This window comes from Cupriavidus sp. FW305-3-2-15-C-LB2, from assembly GCF_058787575.1.
Genome location: NZ_JBYSZW010000011.1, coordinates 82,846 through 107,493 on the forward strand (window position 1 = coordinate 82,846; position 24,648 = coordinate 107,493).

21 protein-coding genes are annotated in these 24,648 nt (G+C 59.7%); 7 read left to right on the forward strand and 14 right to left on the reverse strand.

The features are described from left to right. Nucleotides 1–39 precede the first annotated feature (39 nt). Nucleotides 40–1,464, reverse strand: coding sequence for an aldehyde dehydrogenase family protein (locus tag AC3WRR_RS10955; RefSeq protein ID WP_492296949.1), 1,425 nt, complete (start codon nt 1,462–1,464; stop codon nt 40–42). 145 nt (nt 1,465–1,609) lie between these two features. Further along, on the reverse strand, nt 1,610–2,737 hold the full coding sequence (locus tag AC3WRR_RS10960; RefSeq protein ID WP_439669450.1) for a helix-turn-helix domain-containing protein: 1,128 nt from the start codon (nt 2,735–2,737) through the stop codon (nt 1,610–1,612). Nucleotides 2,738–3,028: 291 nt separating this feature from the next. On the opposite strand from AC3WRR_RS10960, the gene AC3WRR_RS10965 reads away from it, so the two are divergent. Both AC3WRR_RS10965 and AC3WRR_RS10970 read left to right on the forward strand, forming a co-directional pair. After that, nucleotides 3,029–4,354, forward strand: coding sequence for a UbiD family decarboxylase (locus AC3WRR_RS10965; protein ID WP_492296950.1), 1,326 nt, complete (start codon nt 3,029–3,031; stop codon nt 4,352–4,354). A gap of 1 nt (nt 4,355) precedes the next feature. Then, a complete protein-coding gene (locus AC3WRR_RS10970; protein ID WP_439669453.1) occupies nt 4,356–4,988 on the forward strand; it encodes a UbiX family flavin prenyltransferase in 633 nt (210 codons plus the stop codon). Nucleotides 4,989–5,258: 270 nt separating this feature from the next. Here AC3WRR_RS10970 and AC3WRR_RS10975 read toward each other — a convergent pair whose 3' ends face one another. Genes AC3WRR_RS10975 through AC3WRR_RS10985 form a run of 3 tightly spaced genes read right to left on the reverse strand, consistent with a single transcriptional unit; the run spans nt 5,259 to nt 7,998 of the window. After that, nucleotides 5,259–6,176 carry an ABC transporter permease gene (locus tag AC3WRR_RS10975; protein WP_492296951.1) on the reverse strand — a complete coding sequence of 306 codons (918 nt, stop codon included), beginning with the start codon at nt 6,174–6,176 and terminating at the stop codon, nt 5,259–5,261. Further along, the gene (locus AC3WRR_RS10980; RefSeq protein WP_041688240.1) at nt 6,173–6,955 is read right to left on the reverse strand and encodes an ABC transporter ATP-binding protein; all 783 of its coding nucleotides are present in this window, start codon (nt 6,953–6,955) and stop codon (nt 6,173–6,175) included. The genes AC3WRR_RS10975 and AC3WRR_RS10980 overlap by 4 nt, the downstream gene beginning before the upstream one ends. Before the next feature lie 53 nt (nt 6,956–7,008). Then, entirely contained in the window at nt 7,009–7,998 is a 990-nt protein-coding gene (locus tag AC3WRR_RS10985; protein ID WP_041688242.1) for an ABC transporter substrate-binding protein, read from the reverse strand. Between the two features lie 473 nt (nt 7,999–8,471). Between AC3WRR_RS10985 and AC3WRR_RS10990 the strand changes: the two genes are divergently transcribed. From AC3WRR_RS10990 to AC3WRR_RS11000, 3 genes are all read left to right on the forward strand, one after another. Then, nucleotides 8,472–9,590, forward strand: a complete 1,119-nt coding sequence (locus AC3WRR_RS10990) for a porin (RefSeq protein WP_157886312.1) — start codon at nt 8,472–8,474, stop codon at nt 9,588–9,590. Between the two features lie 81 nt (nt 9,591–9,671). Further along, the gene (locus tag AC3WRR_RS10995) at nt 9,672–11,336 is read left to right on the forward strand and encodes a thiamine pyrophosphate-dependent enzyme (protein ID WP_041688245.1); all 1,665 of its coding nucleotides are present in this window, start codon (nt 9,672–9,674) and stop codon (nt 11,334–11,336) included. Then, the gene (locus tag AC3WRR_RS11000) at nt 11,333–12,658 is read left to right on the forward strand and encodes a protoporphyrinogen/coproporphyrinogen oxidase (RefSeq protein ID WP_011617886.1); all 1,326 of its coding nucleotides are present in this window, start codon (nt 11,333–11,335) and stop codon (nt 12,656–12,658) included. The genes AC3WRR_RS10995 and AC3WRR_RS11000 overlap by 4 nt, the downstream gene beginning before the upstream one ends. Before the next feature lie 209 nt (nt 12,659–12,867). Here AC3WRR_RS11000 and dctA read toward each other — a convergent pair whose 3' ends face one another. Together dctA and AC3WRR_RS11010 are read right to left on the reverse strand one after the other, a co-directional pair. Beyond that, entirely contained in the window at nt 12,868–14,175 is a 1,308-nt protein-coding gene (gene dctA, locus AC3WRR_RS11005; protein ID WP_011617887.1) for a C4-dicarboxylate transporter DctA, read from the reverse strand. A 62-nt stretch (nt 14,176–14,237) separates the two neighbouring features. Then, nucleotides 14,238–14,786, reverse strand: a complete 549-nt coding sequence (locus AC3WRR_RS11010) for an ureidoglycolate lyase (RefSeq protein ID WP_492293430.1) — start codon at nt 14,784–14,786, stop codon at nt 14,238–14,240. A 142-nt stretch (nt 14,787–14,928) separates the two neighbouring features. On the opposite strand from AC3WRR_RS11010, the gene AC3WRR_RS11015 reads away from it, so the two are divergent. After that, a complete protein-coding gene (locus AC3WRR_RS11015; protein WP_081050205.1) occupies nt 14,929–15,708 on the forward strand; it encodes a FadR/GntR family transcriptional regulator in 780 nt (259 codons plus the stop codon). Between the two features lie 58 nt (nt 15,709–15,766). On the opposite strand, the gene allE is transcribed toward AC3WRR_RS11015, so the two are convergent. Further along, on the reverse strand, nt 15,767–16,540 hold the full coding sequence (gene allE / locus AC3WRR_RS11020) for a (S)-ureidoglycine aminohydrolase (RefSeq protein WP_011617890.1): 774 nt from the start codon (nt 16,538–16,540) through the stop codon (nt 15,767–15,769). Between the two features lie 53 nt (nt 16,541–16,593). Continuing rightward, entirely contained in the window at nt 16,594–17,721 is a 1,128-nt protein-coding gene (locus tag AC3WRR_RS11025; protein ID WP_492296954.1) for a porin, read from the reverse strand. A 97-nt stretch (nt 17,722–17,818) separates the two neighbouring features. Here AC3WRR_RS11025 and AC3WRR_RS11030 point away from each other — a divergent pair, with 97 nt between their 5' ends. Continuing rightward, nucleotides 17,819–18,802, forward strand: coding sequence for a formamidase (locus AC3WRR_RS11030; RefSeq protein WP_011617892.1), 984 nt, complete (start codon nt 17,819–17,821; stop codon nt 18,800–18,802). 53 nt (nt 18,803–18,855) lie between these two features. On the opposite strand, the gene alc is transcribed toward AC3WRR_RS11030, so the two are convergent. The 5 genes from alc to AC3WRR_RS11055 form a co-directional block, all read right to left on the reverse strand. Beyond that, nucleotides 18,856–19,881 (reverse strand): allantoicase, encoded by a 1,026-nt coding sequence (alc, locus tag AC3WRR_RS11035; RefSeq protein ID WP_041688591.1) that lies wholly within the window; start codon nt 19,879–19,881, stop codon nt 18,856–18,858. A gap of 115 nt (nt 19,882–19,996) precedes the next feature. Beyond that, nucleotides 19,997–20,422 carry a DUF3830 family protein gene (locus tag AC3WRR_RS11040; protein WP_011617894.1) on the reverse strand — a complete coding sequence of 142 codons (426 nt, stop codon included), beginning with the start codon at nt 20,420–20,422 and terminating at the stop codon, nt 19,997–19,999. 63 nt (nt 20,423–20,485) lie between these two features. Beyond that, nucleotides 20,486–21,688 (reverse strand): MFS transporter, encoded by a 1,203-nt coding sequence (locus AC3WRR_RS11045; protein ID WP_011617895.1) that lies wholly within the window; start codon nt 21,686–21,688, stop codon nt 20,486–20,488. Next, nucleotides 21,685–23,739, reverse strand: coding sequence for a dipeptide ABC transporter ATP-binding protein (locus AC3WRR_RS11050; protein WP_492296956.1), 2,055 nt, complete (start codon nt 23,737–23,739; stop codon nt 21,685–21,687). The genes AC3WRR_RS11045 and AC3WRR_RS11050 overlap by 4 nt, the downstream gene beginning before the upstream one ends. Nucleotides 23,740–23,744: 5 nt before the next feature. Beyond that, entirely contained in the window at nt 23,745–24,647 is a 903-nt protein-coding gene (locus tag AC3WRR_RS11055) for an ABC transporter permease (RefSeq protein ID WP_492296958.1), read from the reverse strand. Between the last annotated feature and the right edge of the window lies 1 nt (nt 24,648).

The following is a 24,648-nucleotide window of genomic DNA, read 5'->3' on the forward strand; positions in this document are numbered from 1 at the left end:
GTTTTCTCCGGGGAAGGCGTGGTACAGGTTGCCCTGGGTTCAGAGGGATTCCGAGAGCTCGTCCAGTGGCTTGATACCGCCTTCGTTCGCGATGAGCGCACGTTTGCGGACGTAGCGCAGGATGCTCGTCGCACCGTAGCGCGAGCCACCCATGCCAGAGAACTTGAAGGCCGTCTTCTCCCCGTCGAACATCATGCCGCGTTGCAGTTCCGTGTCATTGATGCTGACACCACCGGCTTCCATCTTCGTCGCGAAATCGCCGGCGGTATGCGTATCCGGACCAAAGACTGCACCGCTGAGGCCATAGATGGAGTCATTCGCAAGGCGCACTGCCTCATCTTCGCTGGAGAAGCGCATGACCGGCACCACGGGGCCGAACGTCTCCTGCGTCATCAGGTCCATTGAGTGGTCCACATCGACCACGATGGTCGGGTCGAGCCACACCGCACCGCCGACATTCTCCACCGCACCGCCGGTAACGATGCGGGCACCCCTGACGACTGCGTCTTGCAACTGTGCCCGGACAATTTCCGCTTGGGCGGCATGAATGAAGGGCCCGTAGTGACCCCCGTCCGTGGCTGCCGAACTGCGGCGAAGCGTCTGAACCTGTCGGACCAGTTCCTGCACGAAAGCCTCATGGATGGACTCGTCCACGTAGACCCGCTCGATTGCGTAGCAAACCTGCCCGGTGTTATAGATGGCACTCCGGAGGATGCTGGTGGCGGCACGTTCGAGATCTGAGCCGGCCAGCACCACTGCCGCGTCCTTGCCGCCAAGCTCAAGGAATGCCGGGATGAACCGCTCCGCGGCGGCAACCGCGATCTTGCGTCCGGTCGCCACGCTTCCGGTAAAGACAATGGCGTCGACTTCCGCAAGCAAGGCCCGACCCGTTTCCGCTGCGCCCTGGAGCAGCGTGATCACGCCCTGCAACTCAGGCACGCCTTCAATCGACGCACGCAACGGCTCCACGAAGCGGGGCGTCACCTCGCTTGGCTTGATGACTACCGCGGCACCGGCGAGCAATGCGGGGATGGCATCGATGAAGGAAAGCACCAAAGGGAAGTTCCACGGACTGATGACGCCGACAACCGGATATGGGACCAGGGTCGTCTTGAACACGACATCGCTGTTATTGCGGAACTTGCGGAATGGCTGAGCGAGGACTTCCGGTGCAGCTTCGGAATACCCATGAATGAAATGGGTAACAGCACCGAGTTCTTCCCGGGAGATTCTGGCGCGAGCGGTATCAACTGTCAGAGCACCGGTGATGGCGTCCGCCTTGCTTTCCAAAGCCCTGGCCCAGGACGACAGCGCTTGAATACGGTATTCAAGCCCTTTTTCGTACCACTCCCGTTGCGCGTCCCTTGCCCGCGCTACCGCGTGGCTTACCGTACTTGCATCCGCAGGGATGAATTCGTAATCCAGTTCGCCGGTACGGGGGTTCCTTACTTTGATCACTGCCATGCGTTCCTCGTCGTCAATCGCACCCCGCTGTCGGGTATGGGGACGATCCTATGCGAGGAACACGGCGGGTCGTATCGGGCCCGACCAACGAATGCCGATCGACTAGAAAATGCTGCAGATTGCCAATCTCCGGCCGCGGCAGGGCTTACAGGTCTTCTCCTGCGGTAACGCCCGGCGCGGATGAGGAACGGGCCCGGACGTTGCGCAGGTCGGCCATCCGCCTGGCATCCTTGGGAGCGAAGCCGAAGTAATCGCGGAAAGACGCCGTGAAACTCGTCTGGTGCTGATAGCCCACTGCGAACGCCACCTCGTTGACACTCAGGCGTTGGTTCCCCAGCATCTCCAGTGCCCTGTCCATGCGCGCCCGATGGCCGCATTCAAACACTGTCATACCGTAGAGAAACTTGAAGCCGCGCTTGAGTTTGGATGTGTTGGTCCCCACGGCGCGCGCCAGCTCCGGGATCGTCATCATGTGCCGAAGGTCGCCGACAAGAAGATCTCGCGCCCTCTCAATCAGGCGCAGGTCGCGCGAAGAGAACACCTCGGCGGTATGGTGGCTTTCGAGATAGGCCTGCCACAGATCCAATGATGCGCACATCACCTCGTATGCCTTGGCCTGAGCGAAGAGCAGCCGCCGATAGCCTTCGTACGGATTCTCCAGCAGTTGCTTGACAGCGGTCAGCACCTCGGGATTGACCGGCATCTGGTGGCAAAACACTTGCTCATTTCGCAGCTTCTGCAATTGGTGCCAAAGGGGGCCATCAACACCCATGGAGGCCCGCAGAAAACTGTGGAAGTATTCACGGCTGATATAGAGGCCAACGGAGCGCCAGAGGCCCGGGCCGCACGACACCTGGTAATGCATGTCATCGCCCTGATGCACCACAGTGAGGTTCGGCGAAGTGACTTCGATCCTTCCGGCCTCGGAGAACTCAACGCTCACCGGACCGGCGACCATGAAATGGAATTCGATATAGCCCTCGGGCAGCACGCTCTCACTATGCTGCCGGGTAAGGTAGCCATCCGAGACCACCAGGAGGATCTCATCGCGGATGCTGATCAGCTCCCACTTCCCTTCTTCGGGGTCGTCAGAGACCGGAACGGATCCACCATACAGGCCGGCCTCTCCGTGCGGAGCGGAAGACAAAAACCCCAGCTGATCGCGAAGCGCACTGAATGCCTCGCTGGTACGAGCGTGATGGCCAGCCAGGCGCGTACGGAACAAGCCATCGTTTCCCGGCTCCGGCGACGTAAGATTCAAACTGGCCATCATGTCTTCCCCAAGCAATTTCTGGATTGCGCCGCTAGCGCTTGCGCGGGCGCGATTGACCGGGACGCGGCAACGCCGCGAACGCCAACGATGCCACCGCGGCCCCGGCAAGACGGCGCAATGTCGCCGCATCGCGGCTCATCGTAATGCCCGCCGCTGCCGCCCTGGTCACGCCAAAAGGAATTGAGTTCGGATTTCCTATGTTCCCAGCGCTACCGCACAGGCTCGACAGGTGCCCGTTAAGGTAACGTCAGCCTACCTTCCGAACTATCCGAGAAAACCATGAGGCACTACTTGAGCCGTCTGCAAGCACGCGGCGACCTGGCAATTGTGGAGCGCGAAGTCGATCCCCGTTTCGAAGCGGCCGCGGTCGCGCGGCAACTGCAACGTGTCTCGAACAAGGCCGTGCTCTTCAAGAACGTGCGTGGCTCCGCACTTCCGGTTGTCATGAACCTGTATAGCGACCATGAGCGGCTGCGCGAAATGATTCGTTGCGGTACGCGCACCTTCTGCGAGCGGCTGGACGAGGAAATTGAAGTCGCTGCCACGCTTCAAACCTATGCGGAAGAGGATACTCAGCCCGAGCGCCTCCGGAGCGGGAAGCTCAGCGACCTGCCGATCCTGACTTACCACGAACGGGACGGCGCCCCGTACATTACGTCCGGCGTGTTTCTCGCACGTGACCCTGACACAGGCGTGCCTAACCTGTCGTTCCATCGCTCAATGGTAATTTCCGATAATGAACTACGAATTCGGCTGGGAAGCTCACACGATCTCGCCCGCTATCAGGCAGCTGCCGAACGCCAGGGAAAGGCGCTGGAAGCCGCCATTCTGATCGGCGCCCCTCCCGAAGTCTTCATGTCGGCCTGCGTCTCGCTGCCGCCCCAGGCAAACGAGCTGGCACTGGCCGCCGCGATGCGAGGCGGCCCTTTGCGCACACGCCGGTGCCAGACCATCGATCTTTCAGTTCCCGCCGCGACCGACATCGTGATTGAAGGCCGGATCCTCCCAAACGTGCGCCGCCCGGAAGGTCCTTTCGGCGAATTCATGGGCTATTACGTCGATGTGGGTGACAACCACGTATTCGAAGTCACGCACGTCGCCTGGCGCACCGGAGCAATCTTCCAGGGCCTGATCTGCGGCTCTGACGAAGACCTGCGGCCGCTCGAGGCCGCCACCGCCGCGCGCATCTATCGCGCCATCAAGGGACAGGTACCGGGCATCATCGATGTGTCCTGCAAGCCCACGGTGATGAACACCGTCATCAAGCTCCGGAAGCAGTACGAGGGGCACGCACAGCATGCGCTGCTCGCGGCAATGGGCGCGCATCTTGACTACAACAAGCTTTGCATCGTGGTTGACGAAGATGTCGACATCTACAACCTGGATGAAGTGATCTGGGCTTTCGTGACGCGGGGGCGTGCAGACACCCGAACCATGGTGCTGAACAATGTCCCGGGCTTCTACCGCGATCCGCACAAAGATCACTGGGGCCGCCTTGCCATTGATGCGACTAAACCCTGGGGACGCGAAGCGGAGTTTGAACGAAAGCGCATTCCAGGCGAAGTGGAAATTGAACTTGGCAAGTATCTGCCCGCCTTTGCGTCGGAGGTGCGCTGACATGAGCAAGGACCGCACCCGCATAGTCGTTGGCATCAGCGGTGCCACCGGTGCCATCTACGGTGTCCGGCTGCTGGAAGCCTTGCGGCTGCTCGATGTCGAAACCCATCTGGTGGTGTCGGCGTCAGGCTGGCTGACCTTGCAGCAGGAATGCAGCATAGACAGGCACGCAGCACAATCGCTCGCCGATGTAGCCTACGACATCCGAGACATTGGTGCCGCCCTGGCAAGCGGATCCTTTCGGCACCAGGGCATGGTCGTGGCGCCTTGCTCCATGCGAACATTGGCCGCGGTCGCCCACGGGTTCAACGACAATCTGCTGACCCGCGCTGCCGACGTAACCCTGAAAGAGCGGCGGACATTGGTGCTCCTCGCACGGGAAACGCCACTGACTCTGGCTCATCTCCGAAACATGACTGCAGCAGCTGAGATGGGCGCCGTCATCATGCCCCCGGTGCCGGCCTTCTATGCCCTGCCCAAGACGCTCGATGAGCTGATTCGCTATACCGTATGGCGGGTACTGGACCAGTTAGGTCTCGCTTCGGAATCCGCCTACCAACGTTGGGAAGGTATGCGGACACATGTGCGATCGGTGCGCGCACAATCTGATGACCTCAGCGTGCTGCACGTCTAGCGGCAAATCCTGACTCTCCTTGTCCCAATGGGGCCGTAACCCCGGCCAGGACAACCAGAGCAAACCTGGGCAAATGGCACCTCTCCAAACCTAACGCGCCTGCCTGCGCACCAATGCCTACTCTGGCATGACCCGACCGATCGGCCGGGCATGCCGCTCCAAGGAAGCTCTGTTCCGCTATCCAACATAAAAAGAAGCCGTCCCGAGGGACGGCTTTCAAGTCGCGGATGGAGACACCGCATAAGGAACCAAAGAAGAAACCGTTTTGAGTCAGGCAGCCCGTGCAAGGCGCTCCTGCACCACCTTGCGTGACTTTCCTGGTTTGCGCTTGGCAAGGATAAGAAGTGTGATCAGCACAAAAACCGCAGTTACCATTTTCAGATCCGACGGCTGGAAGCCGAAGGCCAAGACGATCGAGATCAGTTGAAAATACACAACCGAGCCCAACACCGGCGCCGCCACCTGCCGCAGGATCGTCCGGTTCCCGATGATCGCCTCACCGAGCAGCAGCGATGCCAGCCCGTTGATCAGCGTGCCGAAGCCCATATTGACGTCGGCGAAACCCTGGTTCTGCGCCAGCAGACCGCCTCCGAGCGCTGCGATAAGGTTTGCCAACCCGAGCCCTACCAGCACATAGACCTTGATATTGATGCCCTGCGCCTTGGCCATCGCCACACTGGAGCCAAGCGACCGCATGGCCATCCCGTGCTGTGTCCCCAGGAACCAGAAGATCAATGCGATCAATGCGATATCCACTACGGCAAGCAATGCAATTCGGCTTGTCAGGGTTCCGTCGTCACCGGGCAGGTACTGGAAGAGATTTGGGAACGTGAACAAAGCGGTGTTCGGCTGGCCCATGACCCGGATGTCAATCGAATACAGCATGGACAACACCAGGATGCCGCACAAGAGCGTATTCACCTTCACCTTCTCATGAATATACGCAGTGGCGCTTCCCCCCAAGAAGCCTGCCGCGGCACCGATGAGTAGCGACGACACGGGTTCCAGTCCGACGCTCAGGCATTTCGCCGTCACGCATGCACCAAAGGCAAGGGTCCCTTCACCTGTCATATCTGCGAAATTCAGGATCCGGAACGGGATCATCACCGCAATGGCAATCAGGGCGTAGATGAGCCCTTGCATCATGCCCATTGGCACCAGGTTGAGGAATGTATCGAACAGGTTCATGCGCTCACCATGCGAAGGGAGGGGTTCTCGTCGTCGAAAGCGGCAATCAGCTTTTCAACTGTCATGCGCCGTTTCTGCTCCAGGGACAAGTCGGCAACAACAGCGCCATGCCGCATCATGATTAGCCGGTTTCCATACTGCAATGCATGGTGCATGTTGTGCGTGACCATCAGCGTAGTCAGCCCGGCCTGGTCAACCACTTGCGAAGTCACTCGCATCACGGCTTCGGCGGTCCGCGGGTCCAGCGCCGCGGTATGTTCATCCAGCAGCAGCAACTGAGGCTCACGGAGGACCGCCATCAGCAGCGAAAGCGCCTGGCGCTGTCCGCCTGAGAGCAGGCCTGCCTGTGCCTTCATCCGATTTTCCAGGCCCAGACCGAAGGTGCCGAGCCTCTGCTGAAACTCGCGAGCCTGCGCCGAGGTCAGGCCACGGCCGAAGGTCCTGCGCTGCCCGCGCAAGGCGGCAACAGCAAGGTTCTCTTCGATATTGAGCGCCGCGGCAGTACCGATCGACGGATCCTGAAAGACTCTGGCGATGTACTTTGCGCGCAGGTGCGTGCCGAGCGGGGTCACATTCACGCCGTTGACGCGGATGCTTCCCGAATCCGGCAGGACTTCACCGGCGAGCATGCTGAGCAGCGTCGATTTTCCTGCCCCATTCCCTCCTACCACCACTACGAAATCGCCCTGGTTCAGTTCGAGGGAAACGCCGTCGATCGCAACCCGTTCGTCAGCTGTGCCGGCATGGAAGGTCTTGTGCAAACATTCGACTTGCAACATGGTGGAAGCAGAATTTGGAGTTGACTGTGGCATGTTGCGGGCTCGCCGGGCAGCTAGTTGATAAAGCATTGGCATGACTCCATCGCGGGCGGAATGGTCAGCCCGAGTTGCTTGAACTTGGTGGTATTGATGGTGGAAACGTAGTCGTTGGGCGAGGGCGTCAGCACGGGAAGCGCGGCCGGCGCCGTACCCTTGAGCACGCGCGTTGCCAGGGTCGCGGCATTGACGCCAATGGAGCGAAGCGAAACGGCATAGTTCGCTGCCGCGATGCCGCTCTTCACAAACTCTGTTTCCGAGCTCAGGATCGGCACTTTCAGCCGGTTCGTCACAGAGGCCACCGCCGGCATTGCTGACTGCACAAGATTTGAGCCAGTCGCGTACATAAAATCGGTGCCGCGCAGCATCTCTGCTCGCTGAGGGATATCAGCGGTAGTATCGACACTGATCGCCTTGAATGTCAGCCCTGCCCGCCTGGATGCCTCCTCGAGCTTGCGGGTAGTGGTCACGTCATTCGCTTCGCCAGGGTTGTACAGGGTGCCGAATGACTTGGCGTTCGGAAACAGCTTCTTGGCGAAGACCAGGACCGCGTCAAAATCCTGGATATCCGAAGCCCCTACAAAGCGACTGCTGCCATGGTCCCATCCTTCAACCAATCCTGCGGCAACCGGGTCGGTCACCATGGCGAATACCATCGGAAGTTTTCGGTCGGCCACGGCAGATAGCGCCGTCTGCGAGACCGATGTAGTCAGCGTGAGAATAACGGCGGGCTTCCTCGACGCAATCTGCGTAAGCATCTGGGGCATCAAGGCTTGCGTGAAGTTTGCGTCCCCGTAGACATAAGTGGTGTTCTTACCTTCCACGTAGCCGCTGCGCGCCATTTCCTCCTTGAATCCGGCAATAGTTTGCGAGATGGATGGGTGTGGGCCAAGGTTGGCAATCCCGATCACGGTTTGCGCATGGACAGCGGGCACGAGACCCAGCACGGCACCAACAACGGAGACGCAGGATAAGGTATGCAGCAGGAATCTCTTGTGACGGGGCATGGGTATCCTAAGGCATGGAAAGGACATCGGAGCTGTATGAACAAGGCGTGCAACGCCGTGCCAACCAGGAACTTTTTAGCACCGATTCCGCCTGGTTTCCGCCGCCCCGGCGGACAACTTCCGATCAACTTAATGTTTCAGTCGTTTCGCCTCAATTTTCCTGGACCGAACGCCTGGGGTACTGGCCCGAGCAAGGGAAAATGCTGACCTCAACCTCGGCCACGCACGCTGTCAATGCTCCCAATTGTGGCAATCGAATACCGATTGCTAGGAATTCCGCTCTGAGCCGTCCGATCCGCTTGTCCCCCCTCTTGCCCTGGCCTAGGCTGCGCTAGCCTCGTGCTGCCCGTGTTGTCAAGCCCGGCTCCATTGCGCCGGCACCGGACCGCGACCTGGCACAAAAAAGGGGAGAGTCAATGCAGTCAAAGCGGGGAAAAAGCACTAGCAAAGTGCGTAAGGTATGGCAAGTCACGTTGGCGGCCACCATCCTGAGCGGATGCGCGGAAAGCGCGCTCGCCCAGAGCAGCGTCACGCTTTATGGCTTCCTCTATAGCGGGGTGCGATATGTCAACAACAGCGGTGGCCATCACGTGACGGGATTGGCAACCGGCCCATCGCGATGGGGCCTGAAAGGCCACGAAGACCTGGGGTCCGGATTGCGCGGCCTGTTTACGCTTGAGAGCGGCTTCGATATGAGCACGGGAAACTCACGGCAGGGTGGCAGGCTGTTTGGCCGCCAGGCGTATGTCGGGCTCTCTGACCGTTCGGCGGGTACCGTGACACTTGGGCGCCAGTACGACCTGGTAGCGGAGTGGATCGCGCCGTTCACCCCACCTGGCAAGTGGAATGGCTATATGGCGCACGTCGGCGACAATGACAATACGAACTGGCAGTTCCGCATCAACAATGCGGTCAAGTACGTGACGCCAAACTTCGGCGGCTTCCAGGCCGGCGCCATGTATGGTTTTGGCGAAGTTGCAGGCGACAGCCACCGCAATTCGACCATGAGCTTTGGCGTTACCTACGCCGGCGGCCGTTTTCGCGCCGCCGCCGCTTACTTGCACATCGATAATCCTGCAAGTGCAGTTCCGGAGGGCAACTGGAATACCATCCTTTTCCCGGCCGTTTCAGCCACGTCGCCACTGCAGCCGAATCGCATCGCCCCGTCGAGCATGTCGGTTGCCGCGCTTGCAGGCCAGTACGATCTCGACAAACTTAAGCTCGCCGTGTCATTTACCCAGAGCCGCTACAAGGACTTGGGCGATGCCGCGGACGGGCTTACCAACGGTGATGTGCGTTTCAACAATATCGACGTCAATGGCTCCTACAGCGTCGCGCCCGCCTGGCAGCTCGGCCTGGGGTACACGTACACAGCCGGGAAGGTGCAACCGACCGGATTCACGCCGAAATATCACCAGGTCAATGCGGTAAGCAATTATTTCCTCTCCAAGCGAACCATTCTCCAGGCCGCCGTTGCGTACCAACGCGCAGCGGGGGACGCACAGAACGCCTACTTGCTGTTCGGCAGCAGCGGCGCGTCCAGCACAAGCGGGCAGCTCATGTTGCTGGCGGGTATTTTCCACGTCTTCTAACCGGGCCCCAGGCATCGCGGCACGGCGGGGAGATGGCCCCCGCCTTGCCGCAGCCTCGCCCAACCTGTTGCACTACTTGTGATGAATCATGAATCCGTGCCGGCCCGCTCAGGGGCCGCTGTTCTTGCCGACCTGATCCGAGAGTATGGGCACCGGCATGTCTTCCAGATCCCTGGCGAGGGCATCCTCGAGCCACTGGATGCCCTCGCTACCCGCCATCCCGAAATCAGCCTCGTCACCTTCCGCCACGAGGCAGGCATGACCTACGCCGCGCAGGCCTACGCGCGGCTTGGCGACCGGCCTTCCATCTGCATGGCGGGTCGCGCTCCGGGCGCCCTGAACACAGCCCTGGCGCTGCATACCGCCGATACGGATAGTGCGGCGATGATTCTTGTCGTCGGGCAGCCGGCAGCCGCAGAGGCTGAGCGCGACCCGATGTCAGGATTTGATTTGCAGCAGGCGTTACGCCCGCTCGTCAAGGACGTCATCACTGTCACCACCGCCACGAGACTGCAGGAAGGGATGATGCGCGCATGGTGCAAGGCCAGCAGCGGCCGGCCCGGGCCGGTGGTCCTGGTTGTCACCGAAAATGTGTGGCGCGAGGATGCCACCTGCGCTCCGCTGCCTGCGCCCTCCATACCAGAGCCCGGTCCGGCGCCAGGGCAAGCCGGTGCGGTTGCGGGCCTGCTCCGCGAAGCCCGTCGCCCACTAGTGCTGGTAGGCGGCAGTGGCTGGAATGACGCAGCGCGACTACGCCTGCATGCCTTGGCACAAGCCCACAACTGGCCAGTCGCCGCTGGCTATCGACGAGCAGATCTGTTCGACAACGACGACCCACACTATGCGGGCGAACTCGGCATCGGTCTCAATCCGCTGCTGGCAGAGCGGATAGTGCAAGCCGACCTGATACTCGCCATCAACCTTCGCCTCGGCGAGATCAATACGTTCGGGACCGGTGGCTTCGGTGGATTCCGTCTGCTCGATGCCCCGCGGCCGGCCCAGCGCCTGGTTCATGTGCATTCCAGCGCCGACGAACTCAACCGCATTTATCGCGCCGACGTGGCGATCCAAGCTGCTCCAGCGCCCTTTCTTGAGGCGCTTTCAACTGCCCTTTCTGCGACTTCTTGGTCTTCCCCTGATTCCGACTGGCCCGAGGGCTTTCGCATCGCGCGCGCGGCGTTCGTCGGGAAGGGTGACTGTCCAGGAGCTGTCGACCTGCGAAAAGTCTTTATGACGCTGCGAGAGCGCCTCCCTGACAACACCGTCTTTACCGCTGGCGCGGGTGCCTACGCGATCTGGCTACATCGCTATCTTGCATTCCGCCAGCCCGGCACCATGCTTGGCGCCAAGAGCGGTGCCATGGGATACGGATTGCCGGCCGCCATTGGCGCAGCGATGGCGCGGCCGGATCGGCTGGTTGTGGCCGTGGCCGGCGATGGCTGCCTGCTCATGCATGGTGAAGAACTGGCGACGGCAGTCCAGCAAAATCTGCGCATCATCATTATCGTTATCAATAACCAGGGATATGGCGCCATCCGAAGTGCCCAGATCCGGCAGTTCGGGCGTGCTGTCGGCAGCGCCTTGCGAAACCCGGATTTCGTAGCCTATGCAAGAGCCTTCGGCGCCCTCGCGGAACGCGTTCAGACGACCGCGGAATTCCTGCCGGCGCTGAAGCGAGTACTGAATGGAACCGGGCCGGCGCTGATCGAGATTGCCGTACCCGACACCGTAGCGAAGCCCGAATGAACCAACCTATCTCCATCGTCGTCGTTGGTGCCGGTATTTCCGGACTCACCGCAGCTTACCGGCTCACGGCTGCCGGCTTCACCGTCCAGGTTCTGGAAAGCCAATCGGCCGTGGGCGGGCGAATGGCACAACGGCGCGAGGGTCCCATTTCATACAATACCGGTGCGCGCCTGATTTACCCGTTTGGCCAGGCGTTTCACTCCTTGCTCGCCGAACTGGATCTGACGCGTGCGCTTGTACCGCTACGCAAGCTCGGCGCAAACGCCGCAATCGGCGGCGATCGTTACCGTGTCGAGCTGATGCCTGGCCCGCGCACCCTCATGACGCCCGGGCTGGATTGGCGCAGCCGGATACGCATGGTCGCGGCGGGAGTAGGTCTCGCGCGCCTGCGCTCGCGTACCGATCCAGACGCTGCGGCCTCATACCTGGAAGGCGACACCGAAACCCTGGCGGATTACATCAGCCGAACCACCACACCCGCCGTACTGAAGCAACTCATCGAACCCATCTTCCGCGGAACGCGTAGCTGGAATCCGGAGGATATTTCGGCGGCATTCTACGTCAGTACCATGCCGCATCTGCTCGGCAAGGACACCGTCTACACCCTGGCAGAAGGCATGGGGCAGGTGACTCAGGAACTGGGCCGTCGGGTGCCAGTTCTTTGCGACGCAAGGGCCTATGCCATCGAACGACACGCCGAGGGCCAATGCATCGTACGCTATCGGCGCCTCGGACAAGAACATGAGCTGCGCGCGAATGTTGTCGTCTGCGCCACGGAGGGCGCCCAAGCCGGCAAGCTTATCGTCGATCCTCTCGACGCGGAGCGCTCGATGCTCGAAGCAGTGCGATATAACAAGCTGGGTGTCGTTCACTACGCGCTGGAAGGGGATATTCCTGCCGAGCTGGAGTTCTCAGGCCGTCAGTCAACGACTCGCATTGCGACCTGGCAACAGTTGCCGGCGGCACCGATCGCAGGACGTTCGCACGCGCAACTCTACTGTCAGCTGACACCCGAGGCAGCCGAAGAAGCGGATCGCCTCGGCCTGGCCGATTCGCTCGACACCCTTATCCGGTCGGAAGTCAGGCAGCGCATTCCCCGCTTCGATAGTCGAGTGCACACTATTGTCAACCAGTGGATTCCGTACAAGCTGCCGATCTTCTACCCTGGCTATTGCCGGAAGGTGGCCGACTTTCTCACCTGGCAGTCTGCCGCGAGACGATCCGTCTACTACTGCGGGGATTACCTGTCCCAAGCGCTCCTGACCGGAGCTTGTGCAAGCGGCGACTCAATCGCAAAAGCAATCCTGGCGCACCACGGTTAGCTCATGGTTCACCAAGGACTGGCTTGGCAAGCAGGATTCAGGCATATCCGGTGCCGCTGATGAGAAACCCCGGCCACGTTGTGATCCGGGGTATTTGGAAGAACTGCTCACGGCCCCGCGAACCTATTTGTTCGCGGAACGCGCAGAAGACCCGCTAGCGGTCACGAAATACCCTGAAATTTAGCGAGCCAGACTTTCAGCTGCAACGGTCAGGAGATGTTTCCCGCGACTCGCATCTCCTTGTTCTCCTCGCTTACGAATTCGTCATCACCTTGCAGTACCCGGCGAGCTTGCGTAAGGTCGAGGTGACCTTCCCACGCTGCGATTGCTACCGCACCTACACAGTTTCCGATCAGGTTGAGCGCCACCCGGAAGAAGCCCATCAGCTTGTCCACCGACAGGATAAGCGCCACACCCAAAACGGGAATTGCGGGGATGGCAGTCAACGTCGCTGCGAGCACGACAGTCGCCGACCCGGGGATGCCATGCGCGCCCTTGGAAGTCAGGAGAGAGACCAGGAGAATCAGGGCGAGGGTTCCACCTTCCAACGGCGTGTTGGTCGCCTGTGCAATGAAGATGACGGCGCACGTCAGCCAAATCGAGAAACCGTCGAGGTTGAACGAGTATCCCGTCGGAATAACAAGCCCCACCGTAGTCTCTTTCACACCAAGGTGGCGCAACTTTGCCATCACCAGCGGCATCACGGCATCCGATGAACTCGAGCCCAGGGCGATGAGCAGCTCGCTCTTCAGGTAGCCGATGAACTTGAACAGGCTAAGACCGGAAAGCCGCATCACCACACCCAGCACAAGGAACAGGAAGATTGCGCATGCGGCATAGTAGGCCAGGACCAGTTGGCCAAGCTGCTGGATGGTGGCAAAGCCAAACTTTCCGACGGTGAAGGCCATCGCCCCTGCAACGCCGAGCGGCGACAGACGAACAATGAAGCCAATGACACGAAAAAGGACTTCGGAAAGGCTGTCCATCAGCTGACCCACCATCTTTCCTTTTTCACCGGCGATTTGAAGCGCGCAGCCGAACAGGACTGCAATCAAAAGCACCTGCAAAATGTCGCCCTTCGCGAAAGCCGAAAGGAAAGTGGACGGAATGATGTTCAGCAAGAAGCTCTTTACGTCCGAAACGTGTGAGGCATTCTCGACGAAGGTTTGTATCGACTTCGGATCCAGCGTGGATACATCGATATTCATGCCTACGCCAGGCTTCAAGACGTACGTGACGAAGACCCCAATCAGTAGCGCAATTGTCGTGACAATTTCAAAGTAGATAATTGTCTTGAGCGCTACACGCCCCGCCGTCTTCAGATCCCCTGCATGCAGGATCCCAGTCACGACGAAACAGAAAACAATGGGCGCAAGCATCATCTTGATGAGCTTGATAAATGCTTCCGCCAGTGGCAGCAGTTGCACCCCAAAGGACGGGTACACGAAACCAATAAGCGCGCCAACTGCAAAGCCCAAGAGGACCTGGATATGTAACTTCTTCAGATACTTAAACACAATTTTTCTCCACCATCCGCCTTCGAAGCCATCGTTGATTCCGACGGGTTCTTCGCTGTTACTTACTTCTCTGCGGTGCCGCAACCGAGAATTGCATGTTCCATTTCCTGCCTGAACGCGGGAATCACCGGCCGCACCTCCTCTGGAAGCACAAACTTGTCGCAGTTCGGACCGGCGCCGATCCGGTCAACCACAACGAAGTCACAAGCTTCGGTGGGCAACAGCACGTGATGCCAAACACCTGGGGCGTAATTGATGCCTTGCCCTGGTTTGGCGATGAAGGCGCGGACCTTGGCCGCATCCACCGAAACTCCCCGGGGAGCGACCACTACGATAAAACTGGTCGGCTTCATGGGAATGAAGGCTTGGCTCGACAATGGGTGACGTTCGAGGAACACCACCTCCAACGGCAATACGTACGGCTTTGCGCGCATGATGCTGATGCCAGCCTTACCACCAAGAGCCAGAGCATCAACCACGGCGAGGTCATGGTAGCGCTCAACCATGCCTTCGTTGATGTGATGGAAGGCGCCCGGGGAAGCCTCAATGACCTCGCCGAACGGCGAAAAGGCCGCCTTGGTCAAGGGCTCCAATTTCAGGGTGATACGCATAGGTCTCCTTTTATGCTTATGACTTTGTCAGGTTCCGGCCATACTGGTCTGACCAGTAATAACTGTAGACTTGCCAGAAAGCTCGGTCAAGTGCTATATGTGATAATTATCAGACCAGTATGAAGTGTCACCTACACAGACTATGAAAGCGACTTCCGCTGCATTGGCACCCAAGGCGCCGCTGACTGCTCCCGCGCCACCAGGGCGTCGGCCACCTATCGCATTGCGCACGCCTGTCACGCAGCACGCCTTGGAGCGCATGCAGACATCCATCTACAGCGGCGAATGGGCGGCGGACAGCCAGATCCCCTCACAGCGTGAGTTGGCTGAGCTGCTCGGCGTAAGCCGCTCTTCCTTGCGCGAGGCAATTTCCTCGCTGGAGGGAATGGGGCTGGTGCGGGTAGAGCCCGGCAGAGGCGTGTTTGTAGCATCGCTCGAGCAGCAGGCTGCCGTCGGCAGAAACTCTGAAGTTCATCAGATCGACCATACACCGAGTGAACTTTATGAGGCACGCCTGTTGATGGAAGGTTGGGCCGCCGCCCTCGCATCCATCCATATCACCGATGACGACATCGCCGCCCTACGAAAACTGCTGGGGGAGATGGAAATCACGGTAAAGGACCACGATGTCACACGGCTGAACCAGCTGGATTTCGAGTTTCACTCGCTGATAGCTTCTTGCTGCGGCAATCGCCTGATTCGTGCACTACTTGCTCCGATTTTCTCGGAGGAAGAAATGAGCGCCCCGCGCCTTTCCGACACGGCATTCCTGAGCAGCCGCGTCAAAGAGCACAAGGAAATCGTGGAAGCCTTGGCAACGCGCAACCCTGGCCTCGCTCAAATGGCCATGCGTAACCATGTCCTGCGCAGCGCAAAGCGTGTCCAGGTAGAGCTGCCTGAGCACGTACATCAGCTGCCTTGATGCACCACAACTGCATGCCGTTGGCGGGACCGTCGCCTGCCAACGGCCGCAGCATGCGTCAGAAGGTGAAATCGCGATTCACGTTCTTGTAGAGCAGGTATGTCGCCTTGGACCAACCGGTGGCATAGAAGAACTGCGGACAGAACGGTGCCATGTAGATGAAGTCCTCCGCCCAGCACTCGTGCCAGTCATTTTGCAGTAGGTACATCCCCTGCCCTTCCAGCATATAGAGCCCATGTTCCATGACATGCGTTTCCACCATGGGAAAGTAATTGCCAGGCTCGAAGCTCAGGATGTTGATGGCAAAGTCGAACGCCGGATTTTCATCGGGCAACAGATGCTGCCAGGTTCGGCCCTTGGTGTGCTTGTTCACCTTCTCGACATTTTGCTCGTGTGAAACCAGGGCTGCCGGGGCTTCCACGCCTTCGAGGCGTTCATAAGGTTTCTTGATCCATACGACGCGCGCTTCGTCGGCGCCCGGGTTGTACACACGTACGCCAGTTCCCGCGGGCGCGTATGCGAAGCCCCCTGCCTTGAGCTCGTGTGTCTTGCCCTCCAGTTCGAGCGACACATTGCCTGAAACAACGTAAAAGAAGGCCTGCATACCGTCGTTTCGCAGGGTCGTCATTCCGCCGCCACCCTGGATCTGCAGCAGCAGCTGGGCAAACTTCGCGCCCAGACCTGGCGTAGCTTGAACGCTGATGGTGGTCTTCTCAATCCCCGGAATACGGCTTTCCAGAATGCCCTCAGGAGGCATCACCGCATAGTGAGTCGTTACGGCCGCACGATGATGAGCGAACACACCGGGGGGCTGAATTTGCCGCTTCGTCATTTTTTTGAACTCCTTGGGTAGGTGAGGGAAGCACCATGGCATGGTGCTTGAGGTTAGAAGCGATGGCGCAATCCGACAGAAGCGCCGAATGGGTCGGCGCCAGCGGCCGCTCCGGTGCGGCCGTTGGAAAAGTCATACTTGGCCGCCGCCTGATTGAGAATCTTCGATATCGTTGTGCGAATCATTGTTCGCTTACTCAGGTTGTAGTTGTAGCCGAGCGTCCACAACTGTGCGCCGGTCTGGCTGCTCGAACCACAGTTGACTCCGTTGCCTCCCGTGTCCCCTTGGCAACGAACATCATTCGCACGCCCGTACATGGCGTAGATTTCGTGGGCTCCCCAGTCATATTCGGTAACAAAAGCCCACGCATCCCGGCGCAAGCGGCCGTCACCATTGGAGAACTGGCCATCGCTGACCGAACGGTCATACAGACCGCCGATGAGCCACCGCTCTGTCACCTGGTACTTCACGCCGACGCGATGTTTTTGGTCGTGGCCATTGGTCTGTGCCAGGCCGGCCTTGTTCTTGTCGTGTCTGTCCTCGTACGCATAAGCGACGTAGAAGGGACCTCTTGCATAGGCAAGCCCGGCACCAATGACGTGGTCGTTGCGGCCGGTCCCGTCGGCGCGGGCCTCTCCAAATCCATACTGCGCGCCTACCTCGATCCCATAGAAGGACGCCGAACGGTAGCGCACCGAGTTTTGCAACCGTGAATCGTGGTCGGTCGAAATGCCGTTCATGCTCGAAACCAACGACTGCAACGCCCCGATGCCCGTATTTGCGCCTGGCGTAAGATCAAGGGCGTTGCCCAGTGCGCGCACGCTGGTAGTGTTCACACCCAGCGTGAGAGCCCCCACCGGCCGATGGCGCAGTCCTACGAACGTATCTCGATTAAAGAAGGGCGTGCTGGACGCACCAGAATCAATCGAAAAGTTGCCTTCCAGCTGGAAGAAGGCGTCCAGACCGCCGCCTAAATCTTCTGAACCCCGGATACCCCAGTACGACCCTTGCGAACTCAGTCGGGTAGTTCCCGGCTTGTCAGCCGCCGGGCCCGCAGTCGCGCCCTTGGCGCTTACATAGTCAATCGCAGCGTCAGCCACGCCATAGAGCGTCACGCTACCCTGCGCTGCGGCGCCGGCCGTGAGTGCCGATAGGACTCCGCCCACCAGTATACGTTTCACATCTCTCTCCCCGTTGTTATTATCATACTGGTCATACCAGTATGATACGATACTCACACGTGTTGGCAGAGTCAAGCACACTTTCGAGGAGAGGCTGATGAACGGCTTGGGTGGGTTAAATCAGACTGAAAACGGGGTCATCGTGGGGCTGCTGCAGCTTCGGAAAGCGGATATCGCAACGGCGGAGGACCTGCGCCTCTCTGCCGAGAGGCTCGCCTCGTTTGTGCACCAGGTAAAGGCGGGGCGCCCAAATGTCGACATCATTGTCTTTCCCGAGTATTCGCTCAATGGCGCCTCGAAGGCGTTGAGCGCTGATCTCCAGTGCACTGTGGATGGACCCCATGTTGGCGTGCTTCGTGACGCGTGTCGCCTGGCAAACGTATGGGCATGCTTCTCCTTCATGGAACTCAACCCGGGCGGCAACCCGTACAACTCAGCGATTCTGGTCAACAATGAAGGCCAAGTCTGCTTGCACTACCGCAAACTTCACCCGTGGGTTCCTGCAGAGCCGTGGGCGCCGGGGAACCTGGGCATACCGGTGTGTGAAGGACCCAAGGGTTCCAAGATTGCCGTCGTCATCTGCCATGACGGGATGTTTCCCGAGGTCGCTCGGGAGTGCGCTTACAAGGGCGCCGAGTTGATGATTCGCATCGCCGGCTACTCTTCGTCACTGCGTCATCAATGGCACCTGACCGCACAGGCCGATGCCTTTTGCAACCTGATGTACACAGCAAGCGTTTGCGGATGCTCAGCCTCTGGCCCATTTGGTGGAATGGGCGAGGCCATCGTCGTGGGTTTCGATGGAGTACCAATCCGCCACGGCAGCAACAAGGAAAATGAATTGATTACTGCCGAAATCCGACCGGACCTGGTACGCGAGGCACGCCGAACCTGGGGTGCTGAAAACAATATCTACCAGCTGGGCCACAGAGGCTTCGTGGCCGTCAGCGGCGGCGCGAACGACTGCCCGTATACGTACATGCAAGACCTGGTCGCTGGGCGGTACAGTCTGCCGTGGGAAGATGAAGTCCTCGTAAAGGATGGCACGATGGCCGGACACCCTCCCCCACGGCGAACGTGACGACCGGTGCCCACTTCGCCAGGTTGGCGAAGCGGGTTTCCAAATGGCTACGGTCAGCGCGCAATCAGTCCAGGCGCTCCCAGGAGCCGGAGTCTTGTCACTCCGCCGTCGGGGTAGATATTCAGTCTGACATGGGTGACGAGCGTATCCCGAAGCGCCGCGCTCAGCTCGACAGCATTCTGGCATCCGCCCTTCAGGTTACTGCGCCCTACCAGTTCCGGCCAGTACATCGCCTGGTTCAGAACCACCTCGTCGGTGGCACTTTCGAGGCATGCGCCTTGCAGCGAAAAGGCGGCAGGAAAGTTGCCCGTGTAGTAGGTCGTATCGACCAGGACGCGCTCCAGCGTCCCCGGTGCCGCCAAGGCAATCACGGCCCAGTCATGCCCCGGCTTCCTCAGACGCCTGGTTTCCCAGCCCTTGCCCCATTCCACTGAGGGACCTGGCGCAATCATGGCCCGTACCGCGCCGAAGTGCGTATCACTGCAACCTACAATGCGGGCACCGTTTTCCAGTGCCGCCAGATCGCACTGGCCAGCCGGACCGAGCGCCTCCGGCAGTTGGACCAGCCCAAAGACACGAAAGCGAGCCATCCCGCCGTCCGGAAAAATGTTCAGCCGGACATGTGTGAAGACCCCTCTTGCGTCGACTGAAACCAGTCGTTGGCTGTCCCCGGCAAGCTCGGTCGCGGGCACGAGCGCGGTCCATTCGACATCGGCGATATCGTCATCCGCCGAAATGGCGCAGGCTTGCACTGACGCGGCCAAAGGATAGTTGCCGGTGTAGAAGCTGGTGTCGAATCCTATCGCGGTGATCTGGCCTGGCCGGCCAAGCTTGATAACACACCATTCGTTGCCAGCCTTGCGTCGACGAGACGTCTCCCATCCATCTACCCAGCGCATCCCTTCGTCATCGTGATAGTAGTAGTTCGCCGCTTTCGGGTTGAGCATGCGCGATGCCGGCGCATACCACTCGTCGGACGCCGCTACGACTGTCGCGCCCAGACGCTCATCCGCCAGATCCACGTACGCCCGTTCACTGCGAAGGAACGCTTCCGAAGGTTCCGAACGCTGCCGAATCATGGTCCTGTCATTACTTCCGCCTGCCATCATCTGCCTCCCTAAATTGTCCGCAATGCAGACTGATTGAATCCGCCGCACCCCAGCCAGAGCTGACATGCGGCGATACCTGACGGCGTTAGCTCCAAGGCCTGGAACAGCGCCGATATGAAATGGAAAGGCCTCCCCGCTCATGAATGAGTGCGCCGAGATCGGCGAGCCGCTCTTGCCCTGTCGTCACCGTAAGCACGTGGTGGCCAGACAGTTCGCCGCTGGGGCAGGCAAAGCGCGTAGGCCCGTAAGGAATCAAGAGTTCTCCGCCTACATCGTCATTCCCTCCATAGAGCAGAATCTGGCCCACGGCTGGCCGCGATATGCCTCCATTGCCGATATGCTTTGCGGTTCCTCCCAGGCGAGCGAAAACCGCATGGCCGCTCCAGCGCCCTTGCAGGAACTCCCATTGAGCCGGCAACCTCTCCATCAACCAGTCACATGCTGCCGGCGAGAGGTCTTGCTCAAGTCTTGCCAGAAAGGAATAGGGACCCGCCTTCATCTCGATATCCATAATTTCTCCGATTCGCATATAGGCAATGCAGGGGCCTGGCCAAGCCAAGGCCATTGAACAACATCAACCGCGGAAACGCATGGCGGTTCCGATGGCACACGCGAACACGATGGATAGGCACGCAGCGATGGCTATCATGGCGTTCGCCAGGCCCATCAGCCCTGCCACATATCCAACGAGCAAGCCACCCACGGCAGCGCCGGCGCGAAACGTCATGACGTGGAGCGCGACTACCCTGCCCTTATGCGTCTCAACGGCTTGCATTTGAGCGAATGCACTTGAGCAGATGTTCACAGCGGCCTGACCGAGCGCAAAAATCCCGATGGCGAAATAACCGCCTAGTTCCGAGGACGATAGCGAAAGCATTGCGGTGCCTGAGGCGAGAAAGACAAGCGAAATCACCTGGACCTTCAGCAGCGTCCGAATGTGACTGACAAGCGAAAGCAAGAGGCCAGCCGCAATAGCAAGGACTCCAAACAATGCATTGATATTGCCGAGCACCCTTGCATCCTGTCGCAGGATGCTGTCGACGATTGCCGGCAGCATGTCGATAACGGGGCGACCCAGCATCGCATACGCAAGGTAGACCAGGAAGACCAGGCGCATGGATCGGTCGTCAAGGACTGCGGTGAATGCACCCTTCAGCGTTACGAGGAAGGATTCCCGCCTGGGCGGCCGTACTGGCTTGGTCTCACCGTCATTTCCGGAGAGAACTCGCACAAACATGGCATCTGCCAGTGCGGTGACGCCACTCAACGCGAACGCAAAAAACGAGAGATTGTTCGTTATCAAGTACGCCGCCCCAAGCGGGCCGACAGAACGTGCGATATTCATCGAGACAGAGTTCACCGACACAGCACTGGCGATTTCGGTCTTCTCGACCAGCTTGGTGAGCAATACCTGGCGGGCCGGCTGCGAAAAGCTTCCGCATATCCCGACGAGTAGCGCACACGCAAGCAACGCGAAAATCGTCAGGTTTCCGGTGACGGCAAGCGCCGCCAGGACTAAGGACGTCAGACCACAGGTCGCATCAGCGATGCGGACGACTTGCCTGACCTTGCCTCGGTCGACCAGTATCCCCGCGAGCGGGGATACGACGAAGGATGGTGCAAACTGGACGAAGATCAGAATGCCGAGCAGCAGTTCAGAATGAGTTTGCTCCCATGCGTACCATCCCACGACCACCTGCTGAACCCATGTCCCAATCTGGGCCGAGGTATGAATCAGGTAATAGGCAGCAACCCGCGGCTGGCGAAGAACTCTCATGCTCGCAAAGTCATGGACTCCACACCCATGTCATTGCGAGAATAAGTATCCTGCATCAAAGATGAATCGGCCTCGACCAGCGAGTTCGCGTAATGGCACCGGACAGCACGCCCGTCCCCATACTCGCTCAACGCCGGCCGTTCATTGCACACGTCCGACCGATACGGGCACCGCGGGGAGAAGCAGCAGCCTTCCGGCCTTTGCATTGGGTTCGCAACGCCCGCCAGGATTCGATTCGCTTCATCCTGTTCCCGCCGCACCAAGGTCGGCGTACTTGCGAGCAGCGCTTTGGTATAGGGATGGGCCGGATTTCCCAGAACCTGCTCGGCAGGTCCATATTCGACGACTTCACCCAGATACATCACGGCAATCTCATCTGCCATATGACCCACCACAGCGAGGTCATGGCTGATAAACACCAGCGTCAGCTGAAACTCCTTCCGAAGTTGCAGCAGAAGGTTCAGGATCTGAGCTTGAACCGAGACATCCAGCGCCGACGTCGGCTCGTCGCAGACCATCAATGCCGGGTTGGTTGCAAGGGCACGTGCAATTGCAACGCGTTGGCGCTGCCCACCGGAGAGCTGCCCGGGTGAAGCGTGGTGAAGCCGGGTTGGCAGACCGACCTTCCCGAGCAAGCTGGTCACGTGCGCGTCACGTTGTGCCGCGGGCATGGCCGCAGACAGGTCAAGCGGCCGCCGTACAATCTCGCTCACACTGCGACTCGGATTGAGCGATGAGTAGGGATCCTGAAATACGGTCTGCACAAGGGCTGCCCGCTGCGCGGGCTCATACGCTCCAATGGGACGTTCATCGAGCAGCACTTCTCCTGAAACTGGCTGCTCCAACCCGAGAAGCATCCGAGCAAGCGTGGACTTCCCGCATCCCGACTCACCCACGATGGCCAGTGTCCGGCCCTTCTGAAGACGCAAGGACACGTCAACCACAGCCTTGAGCGAGAGCCGTGGCTTGAACAGGCCGCCGCGGACCTGGTACGTCATGGAGATGTCCTTTGCTTCCAGCAGTACATCTCCCGCCGGCCTCCGCAACATAGCCATAGGTGTCTCGACTTCCTCCGGCTGCGGGGCGCTGGCAAGGTGACATGCACCAGAGTGCTTCTTGTCGTAGGCACGAAGCTTCGGCGCTTCGAGACCGCATCTGGCGAATGCGTACTTGCACCGACGCTCGAAGACGCAGCTGGCTGGCTGGGAATAGAAAGACTGGACGGTGCCCGGTAGTGTAGGAAGCAGAGTGCCGGCCTCATGCTTCCCAAGGTCCGGGATCGACCGTAGCAGGCCCTGCGTATAGGGATGCCGCGATGCGGCGAAGAGTGTGCTCGTCGGTGCGGCTTCTACGATTTCTCCGGCGTACATGACGGCAACGTTGTCGGCGACTGATGCTACGGCCCCCAAATTGTGGGAGATCAGCAGCAATCCCATGCCGAGCTCTCGACGCAGGTCATCCAACAAGTCCAGGATCTGCTTTTGGACCGTGACATCCAGGGCCGTAGTGGGCTCGTCGGCGATGAGCAGCTGCGGGCGATTCATGAGCGCCATGGCAATCATGATGCGCTGGCGTTGCCCACCGGAGAACTCATGCGGGAACGATGTCATACGCTTGGCCGGCGAGGCAATACCCACCCGCTCCAGCAGCTCAATCGCGCGTCTGCGGGCATGGTCGCCGGCCACCGCCTGGTGGCGCCGCATTGTCTCCGTCAACTGCCTGCCGATGCTGTAGACGGGGTTCAAGGCCGTCATTGGCTCCTGGAAGATGTATCCAACCTGAGTCCCTCGCACGGTGCTCGCCAGGTCGCGCTCAGACATGCTGGTCAGGTCCAGGCCATTTACGCGCAGCGTGTCAGCCGAGCACTGTGCGCGCCGTGGCAGCAATCGTGGAATCGAAAGCGCAGTTAGCGACTTGCCGGAACCTGACTCACCGACTACTCCGAGGCACTCTCCCTTGTCGATTTTGAGGCTGACGTTACGGACAGCATGCAATGTGCGCCTGTTCTCCAGCGGCAGCTTGATGCTGAGATTCTCTACTTCAAGAAGCATGGCGTTCAATCCCGAGTCTGTGGCTGGATGACATCGCGCAACCCATCGCCGAGCAGGTTCACGCCTATCACGAGAAGAAAGAGAGATGCGCCGGGCAGCAAGACAATCCATGGATTGAGGAACATCACCGCCTTGCCTTCCGAGATCATCAACCCCCAGGACGGGATGGGCGAAGGCACTCCGACGCCAAGGAACGACAGCGACGCTTCTGCCAGGATAGAAACCGCCACTTCCGCAGTGAATACGACCAATAGCGACCCAGCCAGGTTGGGCAGGATGTCCCAGACGATGATTTGGCGAGCACTGGCGCCAGCCAATTTCGATGCCTTGACATAGTCCAGTTCTCGAATCCGCTGCGTTGCGCTGCGCGTCACGACCAGATAGAGCGTCCAGTGCATCAGCCCGATAACGCAGACGACGGTCGTGAGCGACGGCTGAATGAAATAGATCAGAGTCATCGCCAGGAGCAAGCTCGGAAGCGCAAGCTTGCACGTAAGGCCGAACATGACAGCGTGGTCAACCAGGCGCCCGAAGTATCCGGCGATCGAACCCAACGTTATTCCGATGACGGCGCCGATAGACGCGGCGCAGAAGCCAATGGTGAGCGATACTCGCGCGCCCTCGAGCAGGCGCGCAAGAACGTCTCTACCCAGCGGGTCCGTGCCGAGCGGATGCTGGAGTGCGCCCCTGGCATCCCAAGCCGGCGGGCGCAGTCGCATCATCAGATCCTGCGCGTATGGGTCTGTCGTCCAAATCAGCGGCCCGAAAAGCGCAACCATGATGTAGGCAAGTACCACCCCACCACCAATGCGCACGCTTCGGTTGCGAAGGATTCGTTTTGGCAGACTGTCGCGCCTTTCAGCATTCGATGAGGCGCTTACTTCCGTAGTCAGAGCAATATCGGTCATC

Bases quoted from the DNA above. Each gene is read 5' to 3' on its own strand.
- AC3WRR_RS11055 (WP_492296958.1), bottom strand. From the start codon at position 24,647: ATGACCGATATTGCTCTGACTACGGAAGTAAGCGCCTCATCGAATGCT.
- allE (WP_011617890.1), bottom strand. From the start codon at position 16,540: ATGACGAAGCGGCAAATTCAGCCCCCCGGTGTGTTCGCTCATCATCGT.
- AC3WRR_RS11000 (WP_011617886.1), top strand. From the start codon at position 11,333: ATGAACCAACCTATCTCCATCGTCGTCGTTGGTGCCGGTATTTCCGGA.
- AC3WRR_RS10995 (WP_041688245.1), top strand. From the start codon at position 9,672: ATGAATCATGAATCCGTGCCGGCCCGCTCAGGGGCCGCTGTTCTTGCC.
- AC3WRR_RS11045 (WP_011617895.1), bottom strand. From the start codon at position 21,688: ATGAGAGTTCTTCGCCAGCCGCGGGTTGCTGCCTATTACCTGATTCAT.
- AC3WRR_RS11050 (WP_492296956.1), bottom strand. From the start codon at position 23,739: ATGCTTCTTGAAGTAGAGAATCTCAGCATCAAGCTGCCGCTGGAGAAC.
- AC3WRR_RS11030 (WP_011617892.1), top strand. From the start codon at position 17,819: ATGAACGGCTTGGGTGGGTTAAATCAGACTGAAAACGGGGTCATCGTG.
- AC3WRR_RS10975 (WP_492296951.1), bottom strand. From the start codon at position 6,176: ATGAACCTGTTCGATACATTCCTCAACCTGGTGCCAATGGGCATGATG.
- AC3WRR_RS10980 (WP_041688240.1), bottom strand. From the start codon at position 6,955: ATGTTGCAAGTCGAATGTTTGCACAAGACCTTCCATGCCGGCACAGCT.
- AC3WRR_RS11010 (WP_492293430.1), bottom strand. From the start codon at position 14,786: ATGCGTATCACCCTGAAATTGGAGCCCTTGACCAAGGCGGCCTTTTCG.
- AC3WRR_RS10985 (WP_041688242.1), bottom strand. From the start codon at position 7,998: ATGCCCCGTCACAAGAGATTCCTGCTGCATACCTTATCCTGCGTCTCC.
- AC3WRR_RS11015 (WP_081050205.1), top strand. From the start codon at position 14,929: ATGAAAGCGACTTCCGCTGCATTGGCACCCAAGGCGCCGCTGACTGCT.
- AC3WRR_RS10960 (WP_439669450.1), bottom strand. From the start codon at position 2,737: ATGATGGCCAGTTTGAATCTTACGTCGCCGGAGCCGGGAAACGATGGC.
- AC3WRR_RS11040 (WP_011617894.1), bottom strand. From the start codon at position 20,422: ATGGATATCGAGATGAAGGCGGGTCCCTATTCCTTTCTGGCAAGACTT.
- AC3WRR_RS10970 (WP_439669453.1), top strand. From the start codon at position 4,356: ATGAGCAAGGACCGCACCCGCATAGTCGTTGGCATCAGCGGTGCCACC.
- AC3WRR_RS10955 (WP_492296949.1), bottom strand. From the start codon at position 1,464: ATGGCAGTGATCAAAGTAAGGAACCCCCGTACCGGCGAACTGGATTAC.
- alc (WP_041688591.1), bottom strand. From the start codon at position 19,881: ATGATTCGGCAGCGTTCGGAACCTTCGGAAGCGTTCCTTCGCAGTGAA.